The sequence below is a fragment of the Methylobacterium sp. NFXW15 genome (assembly GCF_049887755.1).
Taxonomy (GTDB): Bacteria; Pseudomonadota; Alphaproteobacteria; order Rhizobiales; family Beijerinckiaceae; genus Methylobacterium.
Genome location: NZ_JAGEKG010000016.1, coordinates 40,750 through 61,916 on the forward strand (window position 1 = coordinate 40,750; position 21,167 = coordinate 61,916).

General features: G+C 69.0%; 15 protein-coding genes. 7 read left to right on the plus strand and 8 right to left on the minus strand.

Features of this window, described 5'->3' with window-relative positions; translation table 11 throughout:
* Positions 1 to 3: 3 nt before the first annotated feature.
* Both rfbC and queE read right to left on the minus strand, forming a co-directional pair.
* The gene (gene rfbC, locus J4O73_RS23065) at positions 4 to 555 is read right to left on the minus strand and encodes a dTDP-4-dehydrorhamnose 3,5-epimerase (protein ID WP_426221194.1); all 552 of its coding nucleotides are present in this window, start codon (positions 553 to 555) and stop codon (positions 4 to 6) included.
* A gap of 137 nt (positions 556 to 692) precedes the next feature.
* Complete coding sequence (gene queE, locus J4O73_RS23070; protein ID WP_426221196.1) at positions 693 to 1,325, minus strand: 7-carboxy-7-deazaguanine synthase; 633 nt, start codon at positions 1,323 to 1,325, stop codon at positions 693 to 695.
* Positions 1,326 to 1,612: 287 nt separating this feature from the next.
* Here queE and J4O73_RS23075 point away from each other — a divergent pair, with 287 nt between their 5' ends.
* From J4O73_RS23075 to J4O73_RS23090, 4 genes are all read left to right on the plus strand, one after another.
* Positions 1,613 to 3,148 carry a D-alanyl-D-alanine carboxypeptidase family protein gene (locus J4O73_RS23075; protein WP_426221198.1) on the plus strand — a complete coding sequence of 512 codons (1,536 nt, stop codon included), beginning with the start codon at positions 1,613 to 1,615 and terminating at the stop codon, positions 3,146 to 3,148.
* A gap of 18 nt (positions 3,149 to 3,166) precedes the next feature.
* Positions 3,167 to 4,258, plus strand: a complete 1,092-nt coding sequence (locus J4O73_RS23080; protein ID WP_426221200.1) for a CobW family GTP-binding protein — start codon at positions 3,167 to 3,169, stop codon at positions 4,256 to 4,258.
* 96 nt (positions 4,259 to 4,354) lie between these two features.
* Positions 4,355 to 4,591 carry a hypothetical protein gene (locus tag J4O73_RS23085; protein WP_426221201.1) on the plus strand — a complete coding sequence of 79 codons (237 nt, stop codon included), beginning with the start codon at positions 4,355 to 4,357 and terminating at the stop codon, positions 4,589 to 4,591.
* A gap of 33 nt (positions 4,592 to 4,624) precedes the next feature.
* Positions 4,625 to 5,332 (plus strand): endonuclease III domain-containing protein, encoded by a 708-nt coding sequence (locus tag J4O73_RS23090; RefSeq protein WP_426221203.1) that lies wholly within the window; start codon positions 4,625 to 4,627, stop codon positions 5,330 to 5,332.
* Between the two features lie 3 nt (positions 5,333 to 5,335).
* On the opposite strand, the gene J4O73_RS23095 is transcribed toward J4O73_RS23090, so the two are convergent.
* The 5 genes from J4O73_RS23095 to J4O73_RS23115 all read right to left on the minus strand — a co-directional run bounded on the left by J4O73_RS23095 (position 5,336) and on the right by J4O73_RS23115 (position 14,834).
* Positions 5,336 to 5,653, minus strand: a complete 318-nt coding sequence (locus J4O73_RS23095; RefSeq protein WP_426221205.1) for an HPr family phosphocarrier protein — start codon at positions 5,651 to 5,653, stop codon at positions 5,336 to 5,338.
* 93 nt (positions 5,654 to 5,746) lie between these two features.
* A complete protein-coding gene (locus J4O73_RS23100) occupies positions 5,747 to 10,129 on the minus strand; it encodes a translocation/assembly module TamB domain-containing protein (protein ID WP_426221207.1) in 4,383 nt (1,460 codons plus the stop codon).
* Positions 10,129 to 12,036, minus strand: coding sequence for an autotransporter assembly complex protein TamA (locus J4O73_RS23105; RefSeq protein WP_426221242.1), 1,908 nt, complete (start codon positions 12,034 to 12,036; stop codon positions 10,129 to 10,131). Before J4O73_RS23105 ends, J4O73_RS23100 begins: the two co-directional genes overlap by 1 nt.
* Before the next feature lie 277 nt (positions 12,037 to 12,313).
* Positions 12,314 to 14,377 (minus strand): methyl-accepting chemotaxis protein, encoded by a 2,064-nt coding sequence (locus tag J4O73_RS23110; RefSeq protein ID WP_426221208.1) that lies wholly within the window; start codon positions 14,375 to 14,377, stop codon positions 12,314 to 12,316.
* A gap of 97 nt (positions 14,378 to 14,474) precedes the next feature.
* Positions 14,475 to 14,834, minus strand: a complete 360-nt coding sequence (locus tag J4O73_RS23115; RefSeq protein WP_426221210.1) for a winged helix-turn-helix transcriptional regulator — start codon at positions 14,832 to 14,834, stop codon at positions 14,475 to 14,477.
* 97 nt (positions 14,835 to 14,931) lie between these two features.
* On the opposite strand from J4O73_RS23115, the gene J4O73_RS23120 reads away from it, so the two are divergent.
* Together J4O73_RS23120 and J4O73_RS23125 are read left to right on the plus strand one after the other, a co-directional pair.
* Complete coding sequence (locus J4O73_RS23120) at positions 14,932 to 15,951, plus strand: zinc-binding alcohol dehydrogenase family protein (RefSeq protein ID WP_426221212.1); 1,020 nt, start codon at positions 14,932 to 14,934, stop codon at positions 15,949 to 15,951.
* 10 nt (positions 15,952 to 15,961) lie between these two features.
* Complete coding sequence (locus J4O73_RS23125; RefSeq protein ID WP_426221214.1) at positions 15,962 to 16,390, plus strand: cupin domain-containing protein; 429 nt, start codon at positions 15,962 to 15,964, stop codon at positions 16,388 to 16,390.
* A 3-nt stretch (positions 16,391 to 16,393) separates the two neighbouring features.
* Here J4O73_RS23125 and J4O73_RS23130 read toward each other — a convergent pair whose 3' ends face one another.
* Positions 16,394 to 17,557 (minus strand): MFS transporter, encoded by a 1,164-nt coding sequence (locus J4O73_RS23130; RefSeq protein WP_426221215.1) that lies wholly within the window; start codon positions 17,555 to 17,557, stop codon positions 16,394 to 16,396.
* A 261-nt stretch (positions 17,558 to 17,818) separates the two neighbouring features.
* Between J4O73_RS23130 and uvrA the strand changes: the two genes are divergently transcribed.
* Positions 17,819 to 20,893 carry an excinuclease ABC subunit UvrA gene (uvrA, locus tag J4O73_RS23135; protein WP_426221216.1) on the plus strand — a complete coding sequence of 1,025 codons (3,075 nt, stop codon included), beginning with the start codon at positions 17,819 to 17,821 and terminating at the stop codon, positions 20,891 to 20,893.
* Positions 20,894 to 21,167 lie beyond the last annotated feature (274 nt).

Genomic DNA, 21,167 nt, shown 5'->3' on the forward strand with positions numbered 1-21,167 from the left:
CGGTCAGAACAGCGTGCCGGCCTCGCTGAGGCAGGGGGCCTTGCGGTCCTTGTCCGACAGCACCGCCTCGGCCTCGCTCACGGGCCATTCGATCCCGATCTCAGGATCGTTCCAGCGGATGCCCCGGTCATGGCTGGGGCTGTAGTAGGAATCGACCTTGTAGGCGACCATCACATCCGGGGTCAGCGTACAGAAGCCGTGCGCGAAGCCGTGCGGAATGAACAACTGCTCGCCGCCCTCGGCATCGAGGCGGACGGCAACGTGATGCCGGTAAGTCGGTGAATCGGGTCGGATGTCGACGGCGACGTCGAGGATCGCGCCGGACAGCACGCGGATGAGCTTGGCCTGCGGTTGGGGCGGAATCTGGAAGTGAAGGCCGCGCACCGTGCCCTGCGGCGCCGAAAAGGATTGGTTGTCCTGTACGAACGGCGCCGTGATCCCAGCACGTTCGAGAGCATCGGCCCGAAACGTTTCCGAGAACCAGCCCCGCGCATCGCCGAAGCGCTTCGGCACGATGCGTTTCACGTCCGGGATGCGCGTCTCGATGACGTCCACGGAAGGCCTCGGCGTATCAAATCGAAGGTCCGCGTCGGTGCGATCGCCGCGCGCTTTCAAACGGGCGATGCCGGGAAAAGCCTGAAAGAGTCAAGTCTTGCACGAGGGGACTGGGTGCGGTGCGGGATTGCGGGGGCTCAAGGAATCCCGATCATCTTGTGCGTCTGCAGCGAGAGGCGCCAGCGGGCGTCGGCCCTGCAATAGGCGATGGCCGCCTGGGTGTTCGCGTTCGCGTCCGGCCCGTCCATGGGTTGAAGGAAGCGATGCCGGAAGGGCAGATCCGCGAAAGTCTCGGGCGGCGCGTCGGCCTGGGGGTAGACCAGCTTCAACTCGTCGCCCCGTGTTTGCGCCAGGGTGTTCGCGCCCTTGGGGCTGACGCAGATCCAGTCGATCCCGTCCGGGGCCGGGAGGGTGCCGTTCGTCTCGATGGCGATCTCGAACCCCTGTCTGTGGACGGCCGCGATCAGGGCGGCATCGAGTTGGAGAAGGGGCTCGCCGCCCGTGAACACAACGTAGCGGTTATGCTCTCCCCCCTCCCAGGCGAGCGCGATGGCTTCGGCAAGGGCCAGCGCATCGGAGAACCGGCCACCGCCCTCCCCGTCCATGCCGACGAAATCCGTGTCGCAGAACCGGCAGGCGGCGGCGGCACGATCCTCCTCACGACCTGACCATAGGTTGCATCCGGCGAAACGGCAGAAGACCGCCGCGCGGCCCGCCTGCGCCCCCTCCCCCTGAAGCGTGTGGAAGATTTCCTTGACCGCGTAAGACACCCTTGAGTCCTCGAACCCCTGAATCCCGTGCCGAACCGTGGCGGGCGATTTGACAGGCGCCGTTCGGGCACCAGATCCCTGTTGCGCCACAGCGACGGGCGCACGCAACCCCGCCCGACGCGGGGGCGCTCTTCCTCCACCCACGCCGCCTGCTTCGACTTCCCCCCGGTTCACACAGGGGGCCCGGCCGCCATCGTATCGCCATGGAGCGTGCGTTGAAGGCATGCTCGACGCGCGTTTCCCTCCGGTGTGGGCGGCCCCGGCCGCTTCACGACGAGACAGGTCCGATGCTCCATCACATAATTGGCCGTCTCTCGCTCGGCGGCCTTTTGGCCCGCGCCGCCGGCGCTGCCGCCCTTCTCGGGGTCTTTGGCGGCGCGGCGAGCGCCGTGACGGTTCCGATCCTCGTGGCAGACGTGGATTCCGGCCGGGTGATCTATTCCCAGGCGCCGACCGACCCCTGGTTTCCGGCCTCGATCACCAAGCTGATGACCACCTACGTGGCCCTCGACCTCGTCCGCCAGGGGCGGGCCTCAATGGACACGCTGATCACCATTTCGCCGAATGCCGCCGCCGAGCCGCCCTCGAAGATGGGCTTCAAGCCGGGTACGCAGCTCACCCTCGGCAATGCCCTCAAGATCATCATGGTGAAATCGGCCAACGACGTGGCCTTCGCCATCGGCGAGAGTCTAGGCGGCTCCATCGACAACTTCGCCGCGATGATGAACGATTCCGCCCGGCGGATCGGCATGCGCGACAGCCGCTGGACCAACGCCAACGGCCTGCCCGATCCGCAGCAATGGACCTCGGCCCGCGACATGGCGATCCTCGCCCGCGCCCTGATCCGTGACTTCCCGGACGACCACGATCTGTTCTCGATCTCGGCGATCCAGTTCGGCGGAGCGGTGATCCCGAACCACAACGGCCTGCTCGGACGCTATCCCGGCACGGACGGGATGAAGACCGGCTTCATCTGCTCCGGTGGCTTCAACGTGGTGGCCACCGCGACTCGGGGCGGTCGCCGGATCGTCGCCATCGTGATGGGCCAGCCGAGCGCCCGCGAGCGCGACGTGAAGACCGCCGACCTGTTCGATTACGGCTTCGCTCAGGATGGCGGAAACGGGCCGGGCCTCGATGCCCTGCCGGCGTCCTCGTCCGCCGCCCCGCCGGACATGCGCCCCTATGTCTGCGGCGGCAAGAAAGTGCCCGCGATCGACGAGGGCCCCGGCGCCGTGTCGGCCTCCGCCACCACCGCCGCCCAACTCGTCGGCGGCGCGGCGGCGTCGTCCCCGTCCCTGGCGCTCGCCGCCTTCTCCAGTCCCGGCATGCGTGCCCGCACATTGCCGCCGCGCGCTCCGCTCCAGCCCGTTGCGGTCTGGATCGGCCGCAGCCCGACCGAGGGCCAGCAGATCCTGGCGCAGCAGGCGGCCGAGGCGCAGGCCGCCGCCGCGAACGTCCGGGCCGCTCGGCTGGAAGCCGCCAAGGCCCGTCGCGAGGCAGCCCTGGCCAAGCGGCAGGCCGCGCAGGCCGCCGCCAAGGAAGCCGCTGCGCAGAAGCAGGCCGCTAAGGCGGCCGCCAAGGCCTCTGGCGGCGTGCCGCATTCGGCCAGTGCCTACACGTCGTCCGAGTCGGCGAGCATGCCCGAAGCCAAGCCCGGCAAGGGGCTGACCAAGGCCAAGGACGCGGCCAAACCCGCCGCGCACAAGCCTCCGGGCAAGGGCGTCGCCAAGCCTGCTGCCGCCAAGCCTGCTGTTGCCAAGCCGGTGGCGGCGAAGCCCGCGCCGAAGCCGGCCAAGAAGGCCGCTGCCAAGAGCGACGACTAGCCGACCCACGTCAGACCGATGGTTCAACCGCCCCCGCCGCCCGATTCCCGTCGTCCCGAGCCGATTCCGCTGACCGTGCTGACGGGCTTCCTGGGGGCGGGGAAAACCACGCTGCTGAACCGGTGGCTCGGTGATCCGGCGCTGTCGGACACGGTCGTCATCGTCAACGAGTTCGGCGAGATCGGTCTCGACCACCTGCTCATCGAGCGGGTGGACGAGGACATGGTGCTGCTCGGTGCGGGCTGCCTGTGCTGCACCGTGCGCGGCGACCTCATCGCGACCCTGGAAGATCTGCTGCGTCAGCGCGACAACGGCCGCATTACGCCGTTTCGCCGGGTCGTGATCGAGACGACCGGCCTCGCGGATCCGGCGCCGATCCTGCACGCAATGATCTACCACCCGTATCTGGTCATGCGGTATCGCCTGCAATCGGTGGTGACGGTGGTGGATGCCGTCCACGGCGCCGCGACCCTCGACGCCCATCCGGAGGCCCTGCGGCAAGCGGCGGTGGCCGACCGCCTCGTCCTCACCAAGGAGGACCTCGCCCCCGAGACGGCGACGCTGCGCGCGAGGCTCGCCGCCCTCAATCCGGTGGCGCCGATCCTGCCCGCCGACACACCGGCGGAGGAACTGCTCGGCGGCCTGTTCGGGCTGGACGGCAAGGGTGAGGATGTCCGCGCGTGGCTCGGGGCCGACGCGATGGCGGACGAGCCCAAAGACGGGTTGGACGTGAACCGACACGATGCATCGATCCACGCCCATTGCTTGATGAGCGAGGCGCCCGTCCCGCGCCCGGCCTTCGAGATGTTCCTCGATCTCCTGCGCTCCGGCCACGGGCCGAAGATCCTGCGCCTCAAGGGCCTCGTGGCGTTGGCCGACGATCCCGAACGGCCCCTCGTCATCCACGGCGTTCAGCATGTCGTGCACGCGCCGGTGGCCCTGCCGTCCTGGCCCGATCCGGACCGGACCTCACGCCTCGTTCTGATCCTCAACGACCTCGATCCGGCTTTCGTGCAGCGGCTCTGGGACGCCTTCCTCGGACGGCCGCGAATCGATGCGCCCGACGCGGCGGCGTTGACGGACAACCCCCTCGCTATCCCGGGCGGCTGATCGCGGCATCATCCTTGAACCTCACCGGTCAAACGGCGCTTTCGAGCCGCCGGAACGTCCCGGGCCGGGACGGGATGAGCCAGGACGGGACAGTCGATGACGCGGCGTTTCACGGTGATCCAGGGCGGTCGCGAGGGCCCGGTGGCGGCTGGCAAGCCCAGTCCCCTCCGGCTCGAAGCGGTCGCCATGGTGCTGCGCCGACGCCTTGCCGACCTCAAGAACGAGGCTGAACCGTTCCGCGTCGAGCGCGCCGCACCGATCCGCTGCGCGATCCCCGATGCGGCCTTTCTAGGGGTTCGGCCCGAGGGCTGGAGCCCCGACGTCGCAGCCTGAGCGGGAGGGCGAGCCCCGCCCTACCTTCGCCTCATGGCGAGCGACACGATCCATGGGCTGAAGACCACCCGCGCCGGGCGCGTACGGACGGCTCTGGCCGGCGGCTCACCGAAACGGGTTGCTGCGGTGATGGCCCGCTTCGCCGCCGCCGATCCCGAGCCGAAGGCCGGTCTCAACATCGAGGACCCGTTCCGCTTGCTGGTGACGGTGGTCCTGTCGGCGCAATCCACCGGACCGACCGTCTCCCGCATCTCCGATGCCCTGTTCGCGCGCGCGGCGTCTCCGAAGGCGCTCCTGGCGCTCGGTGAGGAGGGCATTCTCGACATCATCCGCCCGGTCGGGCTCGGGCCGTCCAAGACACGCTCGATCCTGAAGCTCTGCGCCGCCCTCGACGACACGTTCGACGGGGAGGTGCCGCGTACGGCCGCAGAACTCCGGCGTCTGCCGGGCATCGGCCGGAAGACCGCCGAGGTGACGTCGAACTTCGCATTCGGAGAGAAGGTGATCGCGGTCGACACTCATATCTTCCGGGTCTCGAACCGCATTCCCTTGGCGCCGGGACGTACGGCCGACGCGGTGGCGGACGGCCTCGCGGCACTGGTGCCGGAGGCTTACAAGGATGGCGCCCATGTCTGGCTGTTCCGCCATGGGCGAGACACCTGTACGGCGCGCAAGCCCGCCTGCGGGCGATGCGTGGTGTCGGACCTGTGCACGTGGCCCGAGAAAAGCGTGCCGACCTGACCCCTACTCGTCCTCGCCGAACTTGTTGGCGAGCAGCGCCTCGATCGCGTCCATGCAATCCTGCGCGTCGCTGCCGACCGCCGTGACGACGATGCTGGTGCCCATGGCCGCGCCGAGGGTCAGCAGACCCATGATCGATCGCCCGCCCACGGTCTCGCCCGCGCGGGTGACGGTCACGGTGGAATCGAACCGCTCGACCGTCTGCACGAACTTGGCCGAGGCCCGCGCATGCAGCCCGCGCCGGTTGATGATCGGCAGCTTCCGCAGGAAGCCACCCTCCGGGACGGGAGGGTCGTCGTCGCTCTCGTAGAGGTCGTCCATCGGTCTCGCTTCGGCGGCAGGCAGCGTGGCGGAAAGACTAGACCATGAATTGGCCAAGTCGATCCCGGGAAAGGCAAATCACCGGGGGTAGGGCTACCATTCGTATTCGGCACCGACGCCGAGGCTGGTGCGGCCGTCGCTGCCGGCCTCGCCCTTCAGCTTGATCCGGCGGGTGACGTCGACATCCACGCCGACGGCCGTGTCGGCGGGTTTGGCGCCCGCCTTCACCCCGATGCTCACGCGATCCGAGATGTAGCGCGAGGCGCCGAGTGCCGGGCCGCCGCTCGCTCCCGTTGAGACGTCGAGGCTGTCGAGCCCGAGGCCCTTGCGTGCTTCTTCGAATACGTCCGGCCCGGCCGACCCACCGGAGAGCTGCGCCACCGCCTGGGCCAGTTGCAGCGCCTGGAACGGCGAGAGGCCCCCGGCCGCCTTCTTGAACAGCAGCCGCGAGAGAACCTCATCCTGCGGCAGCGCGGGGTCCGAGGTCAGCGCGAATTGCGGCGCGTCGGCCGGGCCGCTCACGGCCACGCGGGCGGTGACGTCGCCCGCCTTGGTCTGAGCCGAGAAGTCGAGGTCCGGCGTCGTAAGGCTGCCTGCGAAGGTGATCCGGCCCCGGTCGAAATCGAGACGCTGACCCACGAGGTCGAAGCGGCCCCTCCGCAGGGAGAACTCGCCGTTGGCGCGCGGATCCCGCGACGAGCCCGTGACCCGCAGTTCCCCTCCGAGCTCCGCGTCGATCCCCCGGCCGCGCACGAAGATGCGGTTCGGCGCGTTTACGGCCACGTCGAGGGTGGCGTCGAAAGGCGCAGCCGCCTTCCCACGCCCGCGTCCCTTCGCGGAGGCATTCGCGCGCTTGGCGAGACGGGCGCGAACCTCCGGCGGCGTGTTGATGTGGCGCACGCCCGGCAAGGGCCGCGCCGTCGCGGGCAGACGATCCGGCACGGCGACGTCGATGGAGGCGATATCGACCCGTCCGGTGATCCGGGGCGTGCGGGCGAGCGGACCGGAGAGCGACAGGTCGAGTCCGGCCACTGCCGTCATCAGCGAACTGGAGACGAGTTCCGCCCGCTCGGCGGTGAGGCGGAAATTGCCGGGGAAGCCTCCCGCCGGGTCGAGGCTGACCTTGCCCGAAGCACCGATGCGCCCGCCGTTGCGGGTGGCGGCGGTGAGCCGCTCCACGACGAGGCTGTCGCCCCGTCCCGTCACCCGGCCTTCGATGGCGGTCAGGCGGATGCCGTTGAGCGGATCGCTGAAGCTGCCGCCGGAGAGCACGGCCACACCTTCGGCGCGGGGCGCTGCCAGGGTGCCGGTAACGCCACCGTCGATGGCGACCTTGCCGCCGACGCTCTGGCCAGTGGCACTGAGGAGCGAGTTGGCGAGCGACGCGTCGAGCGTGCCTTTGCCGCGCAGGTTGAGGGGGCCACCGGGCTCCACCGGCAGGGAGCCCGATAGGGTCAGGGCCATGCCGCGCCCCGCGCTCACGCGCCCGTCGAGGCTCGCCTGCCCCTCGGCAAGCGTGCCACGCGCCCCGGCTTCGATCGGCGGCAGACCGGCGCTGCGGGTCTGCGGAGCGACAAGGCGAGCCACTTTCAAGGAGTAGCGGCCCTCCGGCCGGTTCGCGGGACCGTGCAGGTCTGCGTCGCCGTCGAGAGTGCCGGACAGGGCGAGATCCGGGGAAGCGATGCGCGCGAGCGACAGCGGCAGGCTGCGGATGGCGACCCGCAGGTCGAGGTCGCGCCCGGCCTTGCCGGAGACCTGCACCCGGCCCGATCCCGCCGCGATCGACAGTCCATCGATCACCGCGCCGCCCTCCGCGAGGGTGATGGTCGCCGGGCCGGTCAGAGCGAAGCGGTCGCCGCCGCGCGAGGCGGAGAGCCGGGCGACCTCGATCCGCGTCGCGTCCGAGGGGATGAGGCGAGCGGCGCCGTCCAGGGCGAAACCCCGCGCGCGGGCGGTGAGGACCACGTCGCTGGCGGCGGGGCTGCCGGTGGCGGTGAGTTTCAGGCTGTCGATGGACTGGCCGCCCGCCACGACCCGGTCGGCGTCGAGATGTCCGTCGAGCACCGGCCGGGCGAGCAGATCGGCGCCACGCAGATCGGCATCGAGGCGCGCGAGCGTGGTTTCGCCGTAGCGGAGGCCGGCCCCGGTAGCGCGGATCGCCGCTCCCTGACGCCCGCCTTCGCGGGTAAGCGTCACCGTGCCATCGAGCCGCCCGGCCAGATTTTCAGGGCTCAGAGGGGAGAGGTCATCGAGATTGCCCGCCCGGACGCTGAGCGTCCCGGCGGCAAGGCGAGTCGCCTCCGCGATCGCGGCGTTGCCCTCCACCGCCACCGAGCCGAGGCTTAAGGCGAGGCGGTCGAGCACCCAATCGGTTCCAGTCGAGAGAGCGACGCGGGCGAGATGGGCGTCACCCGCCAGCGGCTTGCCGCCGACATCGCCCGCAAGCTTCAGCGTGCCGTCCGCCGCGCCGGTCGCATCGCGCAGAGCCGCCGAGACGGCGAGATTGCGGATCGGCCGACCATCCGCCGTGGCAGCGGGAGCGGTGAGCGTCGCCGTCAGATCGGGCTTCTCGAGCGAACCCGTCAGGCGCGCGTCGAGGGCGGCGCGTCCGGTGAAGCGGGATTCGAGATCGGTGAGGCTCTTGATGTCGATGCGGGCGGTCACATCCGCCGCGCTCGCCGTCGCCTGCCCCTGAAGGGCCGCAAGCATGCCAGCCCCTTCCAGCCGCAGCCGGTCGAAGCCGTAACCGTCATAGGTCTGCGAGACCTGCCCGGTGAGGCTCGGGGCTCGGCCGAGCAGCCGGTCGGCCGGGCCGATGCCGGTGACGAGGCCCGAGCTGGTGACGGCGAGGTCGGCCGCGAGGGCCTTGCGCGCCGGGTCGCCCGAGAGCCGAGCCCTGGCTTCGATGCTTCCCGCGAGGCCGCGCCCGGCGAGGCCGGAGAAGGCTGCGAGATCGGGCAGCGAGGCTTGCAGGGTCCCGGCGAGAACGTTCTGGCCGACCTTCCCGGCGTAGGAGGCCTGTGCCGTCCCGGAATGGGCGGCGAGGCGCGACACATCGATCACCCCGTCCGGCCCGGCGCTGGCGCGCAGGCTGAGCTTCGCCTCGGAGCCGATGGCCCGGCGGAGACCCGGATCGGCGAGGCGCAGGCCCTGGGCATCGCCATCGGCGGTGATCGCGAAGCGCCCCGCCTTCGGATCGCCCTCCGGCACGACGGAGAGGGTTGCGGTCACCCGGTCGAGATCGGTGCCGCGGCTGCGGATGCCCGCCGCGTCGAGGGCGCCGCGCACGGTCGGCGTCGTGAGCGGACCCTTCAGGCTGCCGTCGAAGACGAGCTTGGCGATCTCGGATTCACCCGCCTTCGTGATCTCGCCCTCGGTAGGGAGGGCGCGAGCCTGAAGGGTCAGGTCGGCGACGCGGTCGGCGGTGATGCCGCCCGAAGCCGCGAGCCGCGCGGTGCGCGAGGCGAGTTCCAGGCGGTTGATGCGGAAGGCGCCGCTGTCGGCGAAGCCCAAAGCGCCGTCGAGCTTCGTCGTACCCGCGAAGACGGAGGCGGCCGGGCCCGGCACCAGCCCTTCGATGCGGGCGGCCAGATCGAGCGACAGCCGCCGCTCGGCGCCGATGCGCGAGATGCGCGCGCCGCCCTTGGCGCCGATCTCGGGGCCGGCAATGAAGTCGAGCTTGGCGTTCCAGGCGTCGAGGGTCCCCGTGCCTTCGAGATCGAAGGCGATGGGGGGCGTTCCGGGGATCGAGGCCGCCTTGGACAGGAGACCGCCGGCCTCCTCCATCAGGTTCGCCTTGAGTTCGAGCTTGTCGCCCTTCGGCACGTAGGCGACCGTGAGGGAGAACAGTCCAGCCGCATCGAGACGCTTGGCCTCGGCCCGCAGATCCAGGCCTTCGCTGGCGGCGCCGAGCTTCGCGCTGCCCTTGGCCGAAAGCCGGGCGGGCTGGCCCGCGATCTCCTCCCCGAGCACGAGGTCGGCGAGGGTGAAGCTCTTGATCTCGACCTTCACCGGAAGGTCGGGCAGCAACTTGCCGTCGGGCTTGGCTTCCGCCGGTGTCGGTCCGGGCAGTGGGCGGCGCAGAACCTCCAGGCGGCCGATCTCGAGGGTGTCGACCTCGAGCCGCCCCGAAAGCAGCGCCAGGCGGCGCCAGGAGATCCGCGCCTTGTCGAGCTTGAGCCAGACTCCCGCGCGGTCGCTGACCGCCACGTCGCGGATCACCGCGTCCGAGGACAGGGCACCGTCCACCGCGCCGATGGACACGCGGGACGCGGGGGTGGACAGGGCCTTCGACAGCAACCCGCCGAGCACGGATTTCTCCGCGTCGTCGGCGTGCAGAGAAAGCGGGGCGAGAAGCACGAGGAACAGCGCAACGAGCAGGGCCGCCGCCCCCCTAAAGCCCCCGCGCCACTCGTCATTGCTTCGCTCAGCTCGCCATGACGGTGTGGTTCTGGTCAACTCTCTGATCGAACCCATCAGAACGCCTGCCCGAGGCTGAGATACAGGACGGCGGGGCGGACGTGCCCGCCCTTGTAGGCGTCGAGGGGGAAGGCGAGATCGGCGCGGATCGGGCCGATGCCGGTATAGTAGCGCAGGCCGATGCCCACCGACTTGCGGATGGTCTCGTCGAAATTCGGCAGGGACGAGGCGAAGGCCGTGCCCGCGTCGAAGAACGGCACCACGCCGATCGTGTCCGTGACCTTGATCCGCGCCTCGATCGAGGCTTCGAGCAGGCTGCGTCCGCCGATCGGCAGGTTGAACGGCCCGATGGGACCGAGCGTCCGGTACGGATAGCCGCGCACCGAGCCGCCACCGCCCGCGAAGAAGCGGAAGTTATCCGGGATCTCTCCGAGCTTCGCCCCCGAAACCGAGCCGAAGCCGATGCGACCCGCGAGGATGAAACGGGATTCGTCGTCCAGGGAGTAATAGGTCGAGCCCTGCGCCTTCGCGACCACGATGCCCGGATCCGAGATGGCGCCCGGATACGCCGCCACGGAGGCGATCGCCCGGAACCCCTTGGTCGGGTCGAGCAGACTGTCCGTGGAATCGTAGGTGACGGAGGCGGGCACGCCGATCAGCCGGTAATTCACCGTGCCGAGCGCGTCCTGCGAGCGGCCGATTTGCGCATCGAGCCCGATCTGCGCCGAGAACGTGTCCGAGAAGCGGTGACGGATCGCGCCCGAGAGGCCGCCGCCATCCACGAGATAACTCTGCTGGACCTCGCGGGCGAAGAAGACGTTGGCCAGGAAGTCGTTGCGGGTGCCCCAGAGGGCGGGTTGCACGTAAGTCGCCGAGAGGCGCCCGCCCAGGCCGTTCGTGCCGATGCCCGCCTGTTTGCGCTGCTGGGCGAAGGGATCGTAGCCGAGACCGAGATAGTAGAGGTCGGCATCGACCCGGAAGGTCTCGCCACCGCCAAACAGGTTGCGGTTGGCGTAATAGGCCCGCACCCCCGGCCCATCGACGGTGGAATAGCGCGCCGAGACGCCGATCAGGTTCTTCTCGCGCTCCGTGAGCTCCACGAAGAGCGGCAGGTTGCCCTCCGCGTCGAGTTCGGTGCCTTCGCGGACCCGGACGGAGCCGATGCCCTCCAGTCGCGCCACCGAACGGCGGATCGCGGCGACGGCCTGGGGGGAATAAGGGTCACCCGGCTCGGCATAGATGAAGGAGCGGATGGTCGCCGGGTCCATGCCCTCTGCGCCACTGACGCTGACGCGGCCGATCCCGGCCTTGGGGCCGGGATTCAGCGCGAAGGTGACGTCCATGACATGGGCGGTGTCGTCCACGACGGGATCGCGGTTCACCACCTTGGCGAAGGGATGCCCTTCCGCGCGGAAACGGTCCACGATCGCCGCCTCGCGGGCGAGAATCGTGGCGGAACGGGCGGGCACGTCGTCGTCCACGCGGGTCAGGCGCGGTGGCAGGATCTCCTCCGGAAAGGGCCGCCCGGCGGGATCGCGTACGGTGACCCGGCGCAGGGTGTAGAGCGGCCCGAGATCGATCGCGATCTTCACGGGCACGAGGCCGCGATTGCGCCAGTTCTCCGCTGCGTGCACCGCAGGCGCGGTCCGCCCAGGCGCCACGGGTACGCCATCGACGCGCACCTCGACCCGGCCCTGGTAATAGCCGTAGCCGGAGAGCACGTCCGCGAGCTTGGCGAGATCGATCTCGGCCCGGCGCACCAGTCCCTCCCCGTCCGGGGGCGCTTCCTGGCGCAGCCGGTACAGGGCGGAGGCGTCCTGGATTGCGGTCAGGACGTCGGAATCGTCGGTTCCGGTGATCCGGGCCGCGTAGGGCACGGCCGTCGGGCTTGGGGCGGGCGGCTCGGGCTCTGAGCCGAACAGACCGAAAAAGTCGAAGGCGCGGGCAGGCTCCGGCAGGGCCATGCTGGCCATGCCCGCCGCCCAGGCGATCAGGATCGCGCGGGCAGTCCCCGGCGGTAGGAAAAGCGGTCGGAAGGGAAGCAGCAAGCGGATCGCGCCGTCAGCCCTGAAGACCGCTGGCGCGGCGAAGTCCGGTCCGGTTCATGCTCGACGCCCCCCACGTCTCGCCTGCGCCTCGCCGGGGCGCGTCTGTTCCTTCGTCCACGGCCTTGCCGAGCGGCATGGCCCCGGCCGTATAGACCATGCCCGAAATGAGTCGACTCTGTGGCGAAGCTTGGTGTCAGGCCGCTCGCACCTGTGAAAGGAACCCTGCGACCGCTCCGCGCAGGGCCCCCGCCTGTCGCGAGAGATCTCCTGCGGCGGCGAGCACCTGATCCGAGCCGTGGCTCGCCGTGGCGGCCGCGGCATCGACGCCCGCCACATGGCCCGAGACGGCGCGGGTATCCTGCGATGTCTGCACCGTGGTGCGTGCGATCTCGGCGGTCGCCGCGCCCTGCTCCTCGACCATGGCGGCAATGTCGGAGCCGATCCGAGCAAGGTCGCGGACCATGGTCGCGATCCCTCCGATCGAGCGCACCGAAGCGTCGGTCGCGCTCGAGATCTCCGCGACCTTGGCGGTGATGTCCTCGGTGGCGCGGGTGGTTTGGGCGGCGAGCTCTTTCACCTCCGCCGCGACCACGGCGAAGCCCCGCCCCGCCTCGCCCGCGCGTGCGGCCTCGATGGTGGCATTCAGCGCCAGAAGGTTCGTCTGGGCAGCGACGTTTGAGATCATGCCCACGATCTCGCCGATGTTGGAGGCGGCCTCCGCGAGGCGGCGGACCTCCTCGGTCACACCGTCCGCATTGCGTTGCGCCCTGGCGGCGAGATCCGCCGAGGACCCCACCTGCGAGGCGATCTCGCGCACCGAGACCGACAATTCCTCCGTCGCGGCAGCGACCGCGTCCGCCGTGCCGGCCGCCGAAGCGGAGGCGCTGGCGACCGCGCGTGTCAGGTTGGTCGTGTCGCGGGCGGCCTGCGCCATCCCATTGGCGGAGGATTCGAGTTGGCTCGCGGCGGCGGACACCGCCTCAACGATCCCGCCGACCTTGCCCTCGAAATCGTCCGCAAGGAGAAGTGCCGCTTCATGCTGAGCGGCGGCGTGCTCGGACGCCATGCGTTCCTGGGCCGCGCGCGCCGCCCGGCGCTCCGCGACGCTCTCGCGGAAGGCGATCGCCGCGCCGGTGATCGCCCGCAACTCGCGGGGGCCGCCGACCGGCAGCACCACCGTGTCCGTGTCCGCGTCCGCCTCGCCTCGCCCGATGGCCGTGAGCGCCCCCGCCACGCGGGTGAGCGGACGGCTGATCGCGGTGCCCAAGGCCACGGCGATCCCGGCCGAAAGCGCCAGCAGCGCAAGCGCCCCGCCGATCCACCACCAGAGCAACCGCTCGGCCCCGTCGCGCAGGCTCCTCGCTTGCGCGGTGAGTTCGCCGGTCAGCTGATCCTCGACGCCCTTCAGCCCATCGATGCGCTGGCTCGCGAGCTTGAACCAGACCGGTGCATCGCGGAAGGCGGGCGCCTCGCCGGGAATGAGGGACAGGATCGACTCTCGCAGCTTGGCGACGTCTCGGGCGGGCGCGCTCGTTTCGGTCGCGTCCAGGGCGGCGTTCAGTCCGGGGGCGGCGAACGCCCGGAACAGCTTCGTATAGGTGGCTTGGTCCGCCGCCAGCGTCATGATCCGCTTGGCGGCTGCGAGGTCGTATTGACCCGAGGCGAAGACCGCCGAGGCCGCCGCACGCTCCTGGCCCGCGGCTTCCTTCATCATGAGGAAGTTGGCGTAGTAGCGTGCCTTGGCCGCGATGGCGGCGTCGTCCATCGCGCCACCCATGGCGCGTACCAGCCCGAGACCCGCTCCGATCAGGCCGGTATAGTGGCCAGCCGCCTGAGGCGCGGGGATGGACAAGCCGTCCACCGCCTTGCGCTGGGCGGTGAGCCCGTCGAGCCGTTCGGTGAAGTCCTTGGCGGTAGCGGCGGCGGTGCCGCCCATGGCGGTGAAGTCAATGGCCCTGACGGCATCGCTCAAGCCGGTCAGAGCGGCATCGGTCCGTGACCGCTGTGCCTGCAATTCCGGCCCGAACTGCGCGCCCTTGGCCGCGAGGAAGAGGCTCGACGCGCCGCGTTCCCGCTGAGCCTCGTGAGCGAAGGCGCTGATCCGGGAGGCCAGCCCGACGAGAGTTTCGACCCGCACCATCTCGGTGCGGCGCGTCCACTGATCCGAGACCATGACACCGGCCGCCCCTGCGAAGGCGAGGCAGGGCGCAAGCGCAACGGCGAGGATGCGGGAATGCAGTGTCGAAAGAAAAGCCATGGCGCAATCGCAAGTAAGATCAGCGCGTAGAATGCTGTCTCAACTTGATAAACATACGGTTGCGGAGGGGAGGCGGTAGTTTATGCAAATTGCTTGATTAAGCGGCAAACTCGACATCATCGGCCGAGTTGGCGTGCAAGTCTCCCCAGGCCTTCAGGGCGGAAATGACTGGTTCCAAGGAGCGGCCTCGTTCGGTCAGACTATACTCCACCTTGGGCGGGACTTGCGCGTAAACCTTCCGTGCAATGAGCCCATCCGCCTCCAGTTCACGCAACTGCGTTGTCAGCATGCGCTGCGTGACGCTCGTCAGTCGCCGCCGGATCTCGTTGAAGCGCAGTGTCCCCTCAAGCAAGTGGTAGAGGATGACGCCCTTCCACTTGCCGTCGATGAGCTGGAGCGTCGCCTCGACGGCGCAGCCGGGGCTGCAATGGCCCTGGTGACGGCGGATGCGGGGCATAGCGGTATCCTTTTCGACACTATGGGCCTTTTATGTGCGTACTTGCGCCGGAGAAAGACGAACGGCATCACATCGGCGTTCTTCTTGAGAGGTCGCGATGCGCGCCGTTGGATATCGCAAGTCCCTGCCGATCACCGATGCGGAGGCTTTGATCGATCTCGATCTGCCGCAGCCAGAGCCCGGCCCGCACGACCTGCTCGTGAAGGTCGAGGCGATCTCAGTGAACCCCGTCGACACGAAGGTCCGGCGGCGAGCCGAGCCGGAGGCGGGTGACGCCAAGATCCTGGGCTGGGACGCAGCCGGGACGGTGCTCGCCATCGGCCCGGAGGTGACGGAGTTCGCGGTGGGCGAGGCGGTCTTCTACGCGGGCGACATCACCCGGGCGGGGACGAATGCCGAGTATCACTGTGTCGATTCCCGCATCGTCGGGCGCAAGCCACGGAGCCTGGATTGGGCGCAAGCCGCCGCCCTGCCCCTTACGGCGATCACGGCCTGGGAAACCCTGTTCGACCGTCTCGACGTGGCCAAGCCCGTCCCGGGCGCTCCCCCGGCCCTGCTCATCGTCGGCGGTGCCGGAGGCGTCGGTTCGATTGCGATTCAGCTCGCCCGCCAGCTTACCGACCTGACCGTGATCGCCACGGCCTCGCGGCCGGAGACGGCGCAGTGGTGCCGCGACCTCGGCGCCCATCATGTCGTGGATCACGCCAAGCCGCTCTCCACCGAAGTGGCGGCCCTCGGGATCGGCGCGCCGGGCCTCGTCTTTTCGACGACGAACACCGACCTGCACCTGTCCGAGATCGGCGCCTTGATCGCCCCTCAGGGGCGGCTCGCCCTGATCGATGATCCGGCGAGCCTCGATGTCTCGCTCCTCAAGCGTAAGAGCCTGTCCCTTCACTGGGAGCTGATGTTCACGCGCTCGATGTTCGGCACCGCCGACATCGCCGAGCAGGGACGGTTGCTCAATGAGGTCTCGCGCCTCGTCGATGCCGGGCGCCTGCGCACGACCCTCGGTGAGCATTACGGGCGGATCGACGCCCGGAACCTCAAGCGAGCCCACGAACTGATCGAGTCGGGCCGGGCCAAGGGCAAGATCGTCCTCGAAGGCTTCGGCGCGTAGGGAGGGCCAGATGGGCGAGACGGCGGACGGGACCGGCATCTTCGACGTGGCGGCCATCGCCGCCGCTTTGCCGCCAAGTGCGGCGACCCTGCTGGTCGACACCTACCTGACCGACCGTCCCGCTGCGAGCGCGCGGGTCTTCCGGGTGTACCGGCCGACCCCGCCGCATTTTCACCGGACCTGCGACGAGTACCTGTATTGCCTGTCCGGCCGGGGCACGTTCTGGATGCGCGATCCGGCGACGGTCGCGCCCTTCGCGGCGGGGCAGTTGCTGTTCTTCGAGAAGGGCACCGTCCATGCGATGCCGGCGATCGAGCCCGGCGAGCCGGTCGTGTTCCTGTCGATCGATACCCCCCGCCGTGAGCCGACCGACATCGTCTTCGTCAACGAGGAGGATGGCAGCCCGGCGACCTTCATGGCTCGTAACGCCGACGGGTGAGGCTCAGAATCGGATCACCCGCCCGGCTACCGCCACGCCCACGAGCAAGACGGCGACCATCAGGAAGGCGAAGGGCAGGCTCGTGGCTTGCGCGATGAAGCCAATCAATGCCGGCCCGGCCAGCACACCCGCATAACCGAGCGTCGTGACGGCGGGGACGGCAACGCTCGCCGGCATTACGTCCTGCCGACCGGCGGCGGTGAAGAGCACCGGCACGATGTTGGCACAGCCCGCGCCGATCAAGGCATAGCCCGCGAGCGCCGCCTCCCAGGCCGGGACGAGGACGGAGAGCGCGAGACCGGCGGCGGCGCAAAGCCCGCCGAGCACGACGACGCGCGAGCGCCCTAGCCGGGCGACGATCCCGTCTCCCGCGAGCCGTCCCGCCGTCATCGTCACCGAGAAGGCCGCGTAACCGAGGGTCGCCCGCGCCGGATCGAGCCCGCGACTCTGCGACAGGAACACGGCGCTCCAATCGAGAACGGAGCCTTCGGTCAGGAACACGATGCAGCACAGGATGCCGATGACCAGCACCGTCCCGCGCGGAACGGCGAAGGCGGGGCCCTCCGCTGTCGTGGTGCGCGCCAGGATGCCGGGCCAGGATGCGGCGAACAAGAGCGCGATGGCCGCGACCGCGAGCCATGTCGTCGTGCCGATGCCGAGGCCTGCGAAGAGCAGCGCCCCGGCCGCCAGCGCCCCGACAAGGCTGCCGAGGCTATAGAGCCCGTGGAATCCCGACATCATGGGACGCCCCCTCGCCTTCTCGACGGCGACGGCCTGGAGGTTCATGCCACAATCGATCGCTCCCATCCCGGCCCCGAACAGGAGCAAGGCGGGTGCGAGCACAGCCACGGCATCCGCATGCGCGAGCACCAGTAGGGCGAGGCCGATCGCCGCCGTTCCGGCGATGAGCACCGGGCGCAGGCCGACCTTCGCCGCAGCTGCCCCGGCGAGCGGCATCGCCGCGATCGAGCCGATCCCGAGACAGAGCAGCAGCAGGCCGAGCTGTGCCTCACCCAATGCCGCCTGCGCTTTCACATGAGGGACCAGTGGCGCCCATGCGGCGGTGCCGAGTCCGACGATCAGAAAGAGAAAGCGGGTGGACCAGACGTCCGCGCGATGACGATCGGCATGGGCGGAGGGCGAGTCGGTCGCGGAGAGAGCGGGCATCGGCACCGTTTTTCGCGATTCGGAGGGACCCGGCCTAGTTGGGCCGTGGCATTTCTCCCGGCAATGAGGGCGCGCGCCCGTCTGCCTTGCGCGACGACGAATGCGGCTTTCACGGTTGCCCGCGTACCCTTTTCGTTCTAGCAAGCTCCCGCGGGGACGGATCCGCCATCGGCCTGCGGGGATCGACATGAGCCGGTGTCGCGGCCGGTTCGCCGGGCGCTGTCCCCTTCCGCGTCGACGCCTCGAAAGACCGCCGCCCTCATGGCCAGAGCCCGTGCCGGAGCCCAGAAGCAGGCCGCCGAAACCGAGACTTCCCGCCCTGCGGCGCGGAAGAGCGCGGTGAAGGCGCCTCCCGCCCAGTCGGTGAAGGCCGAGGCGGCGATCGACGCAAAGCTGGAGAAGTTGTTCGACTCGGCCGGGCCCGCAGCGCGGGACTCGCGGGTCATCTCCGTGCGCGGCGCCCGCGAGCACAACCTGAAGAACGTGGACCTGACGATCCCCCGGGACCGGTTGGTGGTGTTCACGGGCCTGTCCGGCTCGGGCAAGTCGTCCCTCGCCTTCGACACGATCTATGCCGAGGGCCAGCGCCGTTACGTCGAGTCGCTGTCGGCCTATGCCCGTCAGTTCCTTGAGATGATGGCCAAGCCCGATGTCGATCAGATCGACGGGCTTTCGCCGGCCATTTCCATCGAGCAGAAGACCACCTCGAAGAACCCGCGCTCGACGGTCGGCACCGTTACCGAGATCTACGATTACATGCGCCTGCTGTGGGCGCGGGTCGGAATCCCCTACTCCCCCGCCACGGGGCTGCCCATCGAGAGCCAGACCGTCAGCCAGATGGTCGACCGGGTTCTTGCCCTGCCGGAGAAGACTCGCCTCTATCTGCTCGCCCCCGTGGTTCGGGGCCGCAAGGGCGAATATCGCAAGGAGATCGCGGAGTTCCAGAAGAAGGGCTTCCAGCGGCTTCGGATCGACGGCGAGTTCTACGCCATCGACGACGCGCCCAAGCTCGACAAGAAGTTGAAGCACGACATCGACGTGGTGGTGGACCGCATCGTGGTGCGGGACGACATCGCCTCGCGTCTCGCGGATTCGTTCGAAACCGCCCTCGACCTCGCGGATGGCATCGCGGAGATCGTGTTCGCCGATGTCGCGGAGGGCGAGGAGGCGCAGTCGATCACCTTTTCCTCGCGCTTCGCCTGTCCCGTTTCCGGCTTCACCATCGCCGAAATCGAGCCGCGGCTGTTCTCGTTCAACAATCCGTTCGGCGCCTGCCCCACCTGTAGCGGCATCGGCCATGAGATGCGGATCGATCCCGAACTGGTCATCTCCGATCCCGGCTTGAGCCTGAAGCGCGGGGCGGTGGCGCCCTGGGCGAAATCGACCTCGCCCTATTACGGGCAGACGCTCGATGCGCTCTCCGCCCATTTCGGATTCGAGACCACGACGCCCTGGGGCAAGCTGAGGGAGGCCGACCGAGCCGTGGTGCTGCACGGCTCCGGACGGGAGCCGATCCGCTTCTATTACGACGACGGCCTGCGCCGGTATTCGGTCAACAAGCCCTTCGAAGGCGTGATCCCGAATCTGGAGCGCCGCTACAAGGAGAGCGATTCCGACGCGGTGCGCGAAGAGATCGGGCGTTTCATGAGCGAGACGCCGTGTGCGGCATGCGAAGGCAAGCGGCTCAAGCCCGAGGCGCTGGCGGTGAAGGTGGCGATGCACGACATCGCCGAGGTGACCGGCCTGTCGGTGAGCAAGGCGCACCAATGGTTCGCCGACCTGCCCGAGAAGCTGACCGCCAAGCAGAACGAGATCGCCGTCCGCATCCTCAAGGAGATTCGCGACCGGCTGAGCTTCCTGATGGATGTCGGCCTCGAATACCTCACGCTTGCCCGCGGCTCGGGCTCGCTCTCCGGTGGTGAGAGCCAGCGAATCCGGTTGGCGAGCCAGATCGGCTCGGGTCTGACGGGCGTACTCTATGTGCTGGACGAGCCGTCGATCGGCCTGCACCAGCGGGACAACGAGAGGCTGCTCGGCACGCTGAAGCGCCTGCGCGACCTCGGAAACTCGGTGATCGTCGTGGAGCACGACGAGGATGCGATCCTGCAGGCCGATTACGTGGTCGATGTCGGCCCCGGCGCGGGCATCCACGGGGGCAAGATCATCGCCCAGGGGACACCCACCGAAGTGCTGGCGCATCCGGCCTCGCTCACTGCGAAGTACCTCACCGGCGAAATGGCGGTGCGCATGCCGACCGCCCGGCGGAAGAGCCGGAAGGGCACGCTCCAGGTGTTCGGTGCGCGTGGAAACAACCTGAAGGACGTGGATATCGCGATCCCGCTCGGGACGTTCACCTGCGTCACGGGCGTCTCGGGCGGGGGCAAGTCCACCCTCGTCATCGACACGCTCTATAAGGCGGTGGCGAAGAAGCTGAACGGCGCCGTGGAGCATCCGGCTCCCCATGGGCGGATCGAGGGGCTGGAACACCTCGACAAGGTCATCGATATCGACCAGTCGCCCATTGGGCGGACCCCTCGCTCGAACCCCGCCACCTATATCGGCGCCTTCACGCCGATCCGCGATTGGTTCGCCGGGCTCCCCGAAGCGAAGGCGCGCGGCTACCAGCCGGGTCGATTCTCCTTCAACGTGAAGGGCGGCCGTTGCGAAGCCTGTTCCGGCGACGGCGTCATCAAGATCGAGATGCACTTCCTGCCCGATGTCTACGTCACCTGCGACGTGTGCAAGGGCAAGCGTTACGACCGCGAAACGCTGGAAGTGAAGTATCGCGAAAAGTCCATCGCCGATGTCCTCGACATGACGGTCGAGGAAGCGGCCGAACTCTTCAAGGCTGTACCGTCGATCCGCGATAAGCTCGAAACCTTGAAGCGCGTCGGCCTGCATTACGTCCGCGTCGGCCAACAGGCGACCACACTGTCCGGCGGTGAGGCGCAGCGCGTGAAGCTCTCGAAGGAGCTGTCGAAGCGGGCGACCGGCCGGACCTTGTACATCCTCGACGAGCCGACCACGGGGCTTCACTTTCATGACGTCGCTAAGCTCATGGAAGTCCTTCACGAACTTGTCGATCAAGGAAATACTGTCGTCGTCATCGAGCACAACTTAGAGGTCATCAAGACCGCCGATTGGGTGATCGATATGGGCCCCGAGGGTGGCGATGGTGGCGGCCAAGTGGTCGCCGTCGGCGTGCCTGAAGAGATCGCGGCGTCCGGGGCAAGCCATACCGGCCGGTTCCTGCGCGAGGTGCTTCAACGCCGCTCGTCCAAACCGGCGGAGAAGGCTCTCGCAAAGCCGGCCGCCCGCCGGAAGGCCGCATCCTAGGAATCACCTGCGAAGCGGACCGGCAAAATTTGCCGGTCCGGCGGGCAAAGCGCCTGCGGTCGCGGCATGATTCGACCTGATGAGGCCAGAGTTCCGGCCCGGATTTATCGCCGAATGGAGCCTGGAGGCGTCCCGTCGGTTCGGCGGCGCGGTTTGAGCCGGCAGCCGCCATTGCCGGTTCATCCCGGCCTAGCCGGTGACAACAGCTTGGCCATTCAACATTATTTTGCCGAACGGCCCGCGCCACACATGTGTTGCGCCGCGGCAAAAATGC

What these genes read in the sequence shown, in the direction of transcription:
- J4O73_RS23075 (WP_426221198.1), top strand. Translation starts at nt 1,613, where the DNA reads ATGCTCCATCACATAATTGGCCGTCTCTCGCTCGGCGGCCTTTTGGCC.
- J4O73_RS23080 (WP_426221200.1), top strand. Translation starts at nt 3,167, where the DNA reads ATGGTTCAACCGCCCCCGCCGCCCGATTCCCGTCGTCCCGAGCCGATT.
- J4O73_RS23085 (WP_426221201.1), top strand. Translation starts at nt 4,355, where the DNA reads ATGACGCGGCGTTTCACGGTGATCCAGGGCGGTCGCGAGGGCCCGGTG.
- J4O73_RS23090 (WP_426221203.1), top strand. Translation starts at nt 4,625, where the DNA reads ATGGCGAGCGACACGATCCATGGGCTGAAGACCACCCGCGCCGGGCGC.
- J4O73_RS23095 (WP_426221205.1), bottom strand. Translation starts at nt 5,653, where the DNA reads ATGGACGACCTCTACGAGAGCGACGACGACCCTCCCGTCCCGGAGGGT.
- J4O73_RS23100 (WP_426221207.1), bottom strand. Translation starts at nt 10,129, where the DNA reads ATGGGTTCGATCAGAGAGTTGACCAGAACCACACCGTCATGGCGAGCT.
- J4O73_RS23105 (WP_426221242.1), bottom strand. Translation starts at nt 12,036, where the DNA reads ATGGCCCTGCCGGAGCCTGCCCGCGCCTTCGACTTTTTCGGTCTGTTC.
- J4O73_RS23110 (WP_426221208.1), bottom strand. Translation starts at nt 14,377, where the DNA reads ATGGCTTTTCTTTCGACACTGCATTCCCGCATCCTCGCCGTTGCGCTT.
- J4O73_RS23115 (WP_426221210.1), bottom strand. Translation starts at nt 14,834, where the DNA reads ATGCCCCGCATCCGCCGTCACCAGGGCCATTGCAGCCCCGGCTGCGCC.
- J4O73_RS23120 (WP_426221212.1), top strand. Translation starts at nt 14,932, where the DNA reads ATGCGCGCCGTTGGATATCGCAAGTCCCTGCCGATCACCGATGCGGAG.
- J4O73_RS23125 (WP_426221214.1), top strand. Translation starts at nt 15,962, where the DNA reads ATGGGCGAGACGGCGGACGGGACCGGCATCTTCGACGTGGCGGCCATC.
- J4O73_RS23130 (WP_426221215.1), bottom strand. Translation starts at nt 17,557, where the DNA reads ATGCCCGCTCTCTCCGCGACCGACTCGCCCTCCGCCCATGCCGATCGT.
- uvrA (WP_426221216.1), top strand. Translation starts at nt 17,819, where the DNA reads ATGGCCAGAGCCCGTGCCGGAGCCCAGAAGCAGGCCGCCGAAACCGAG.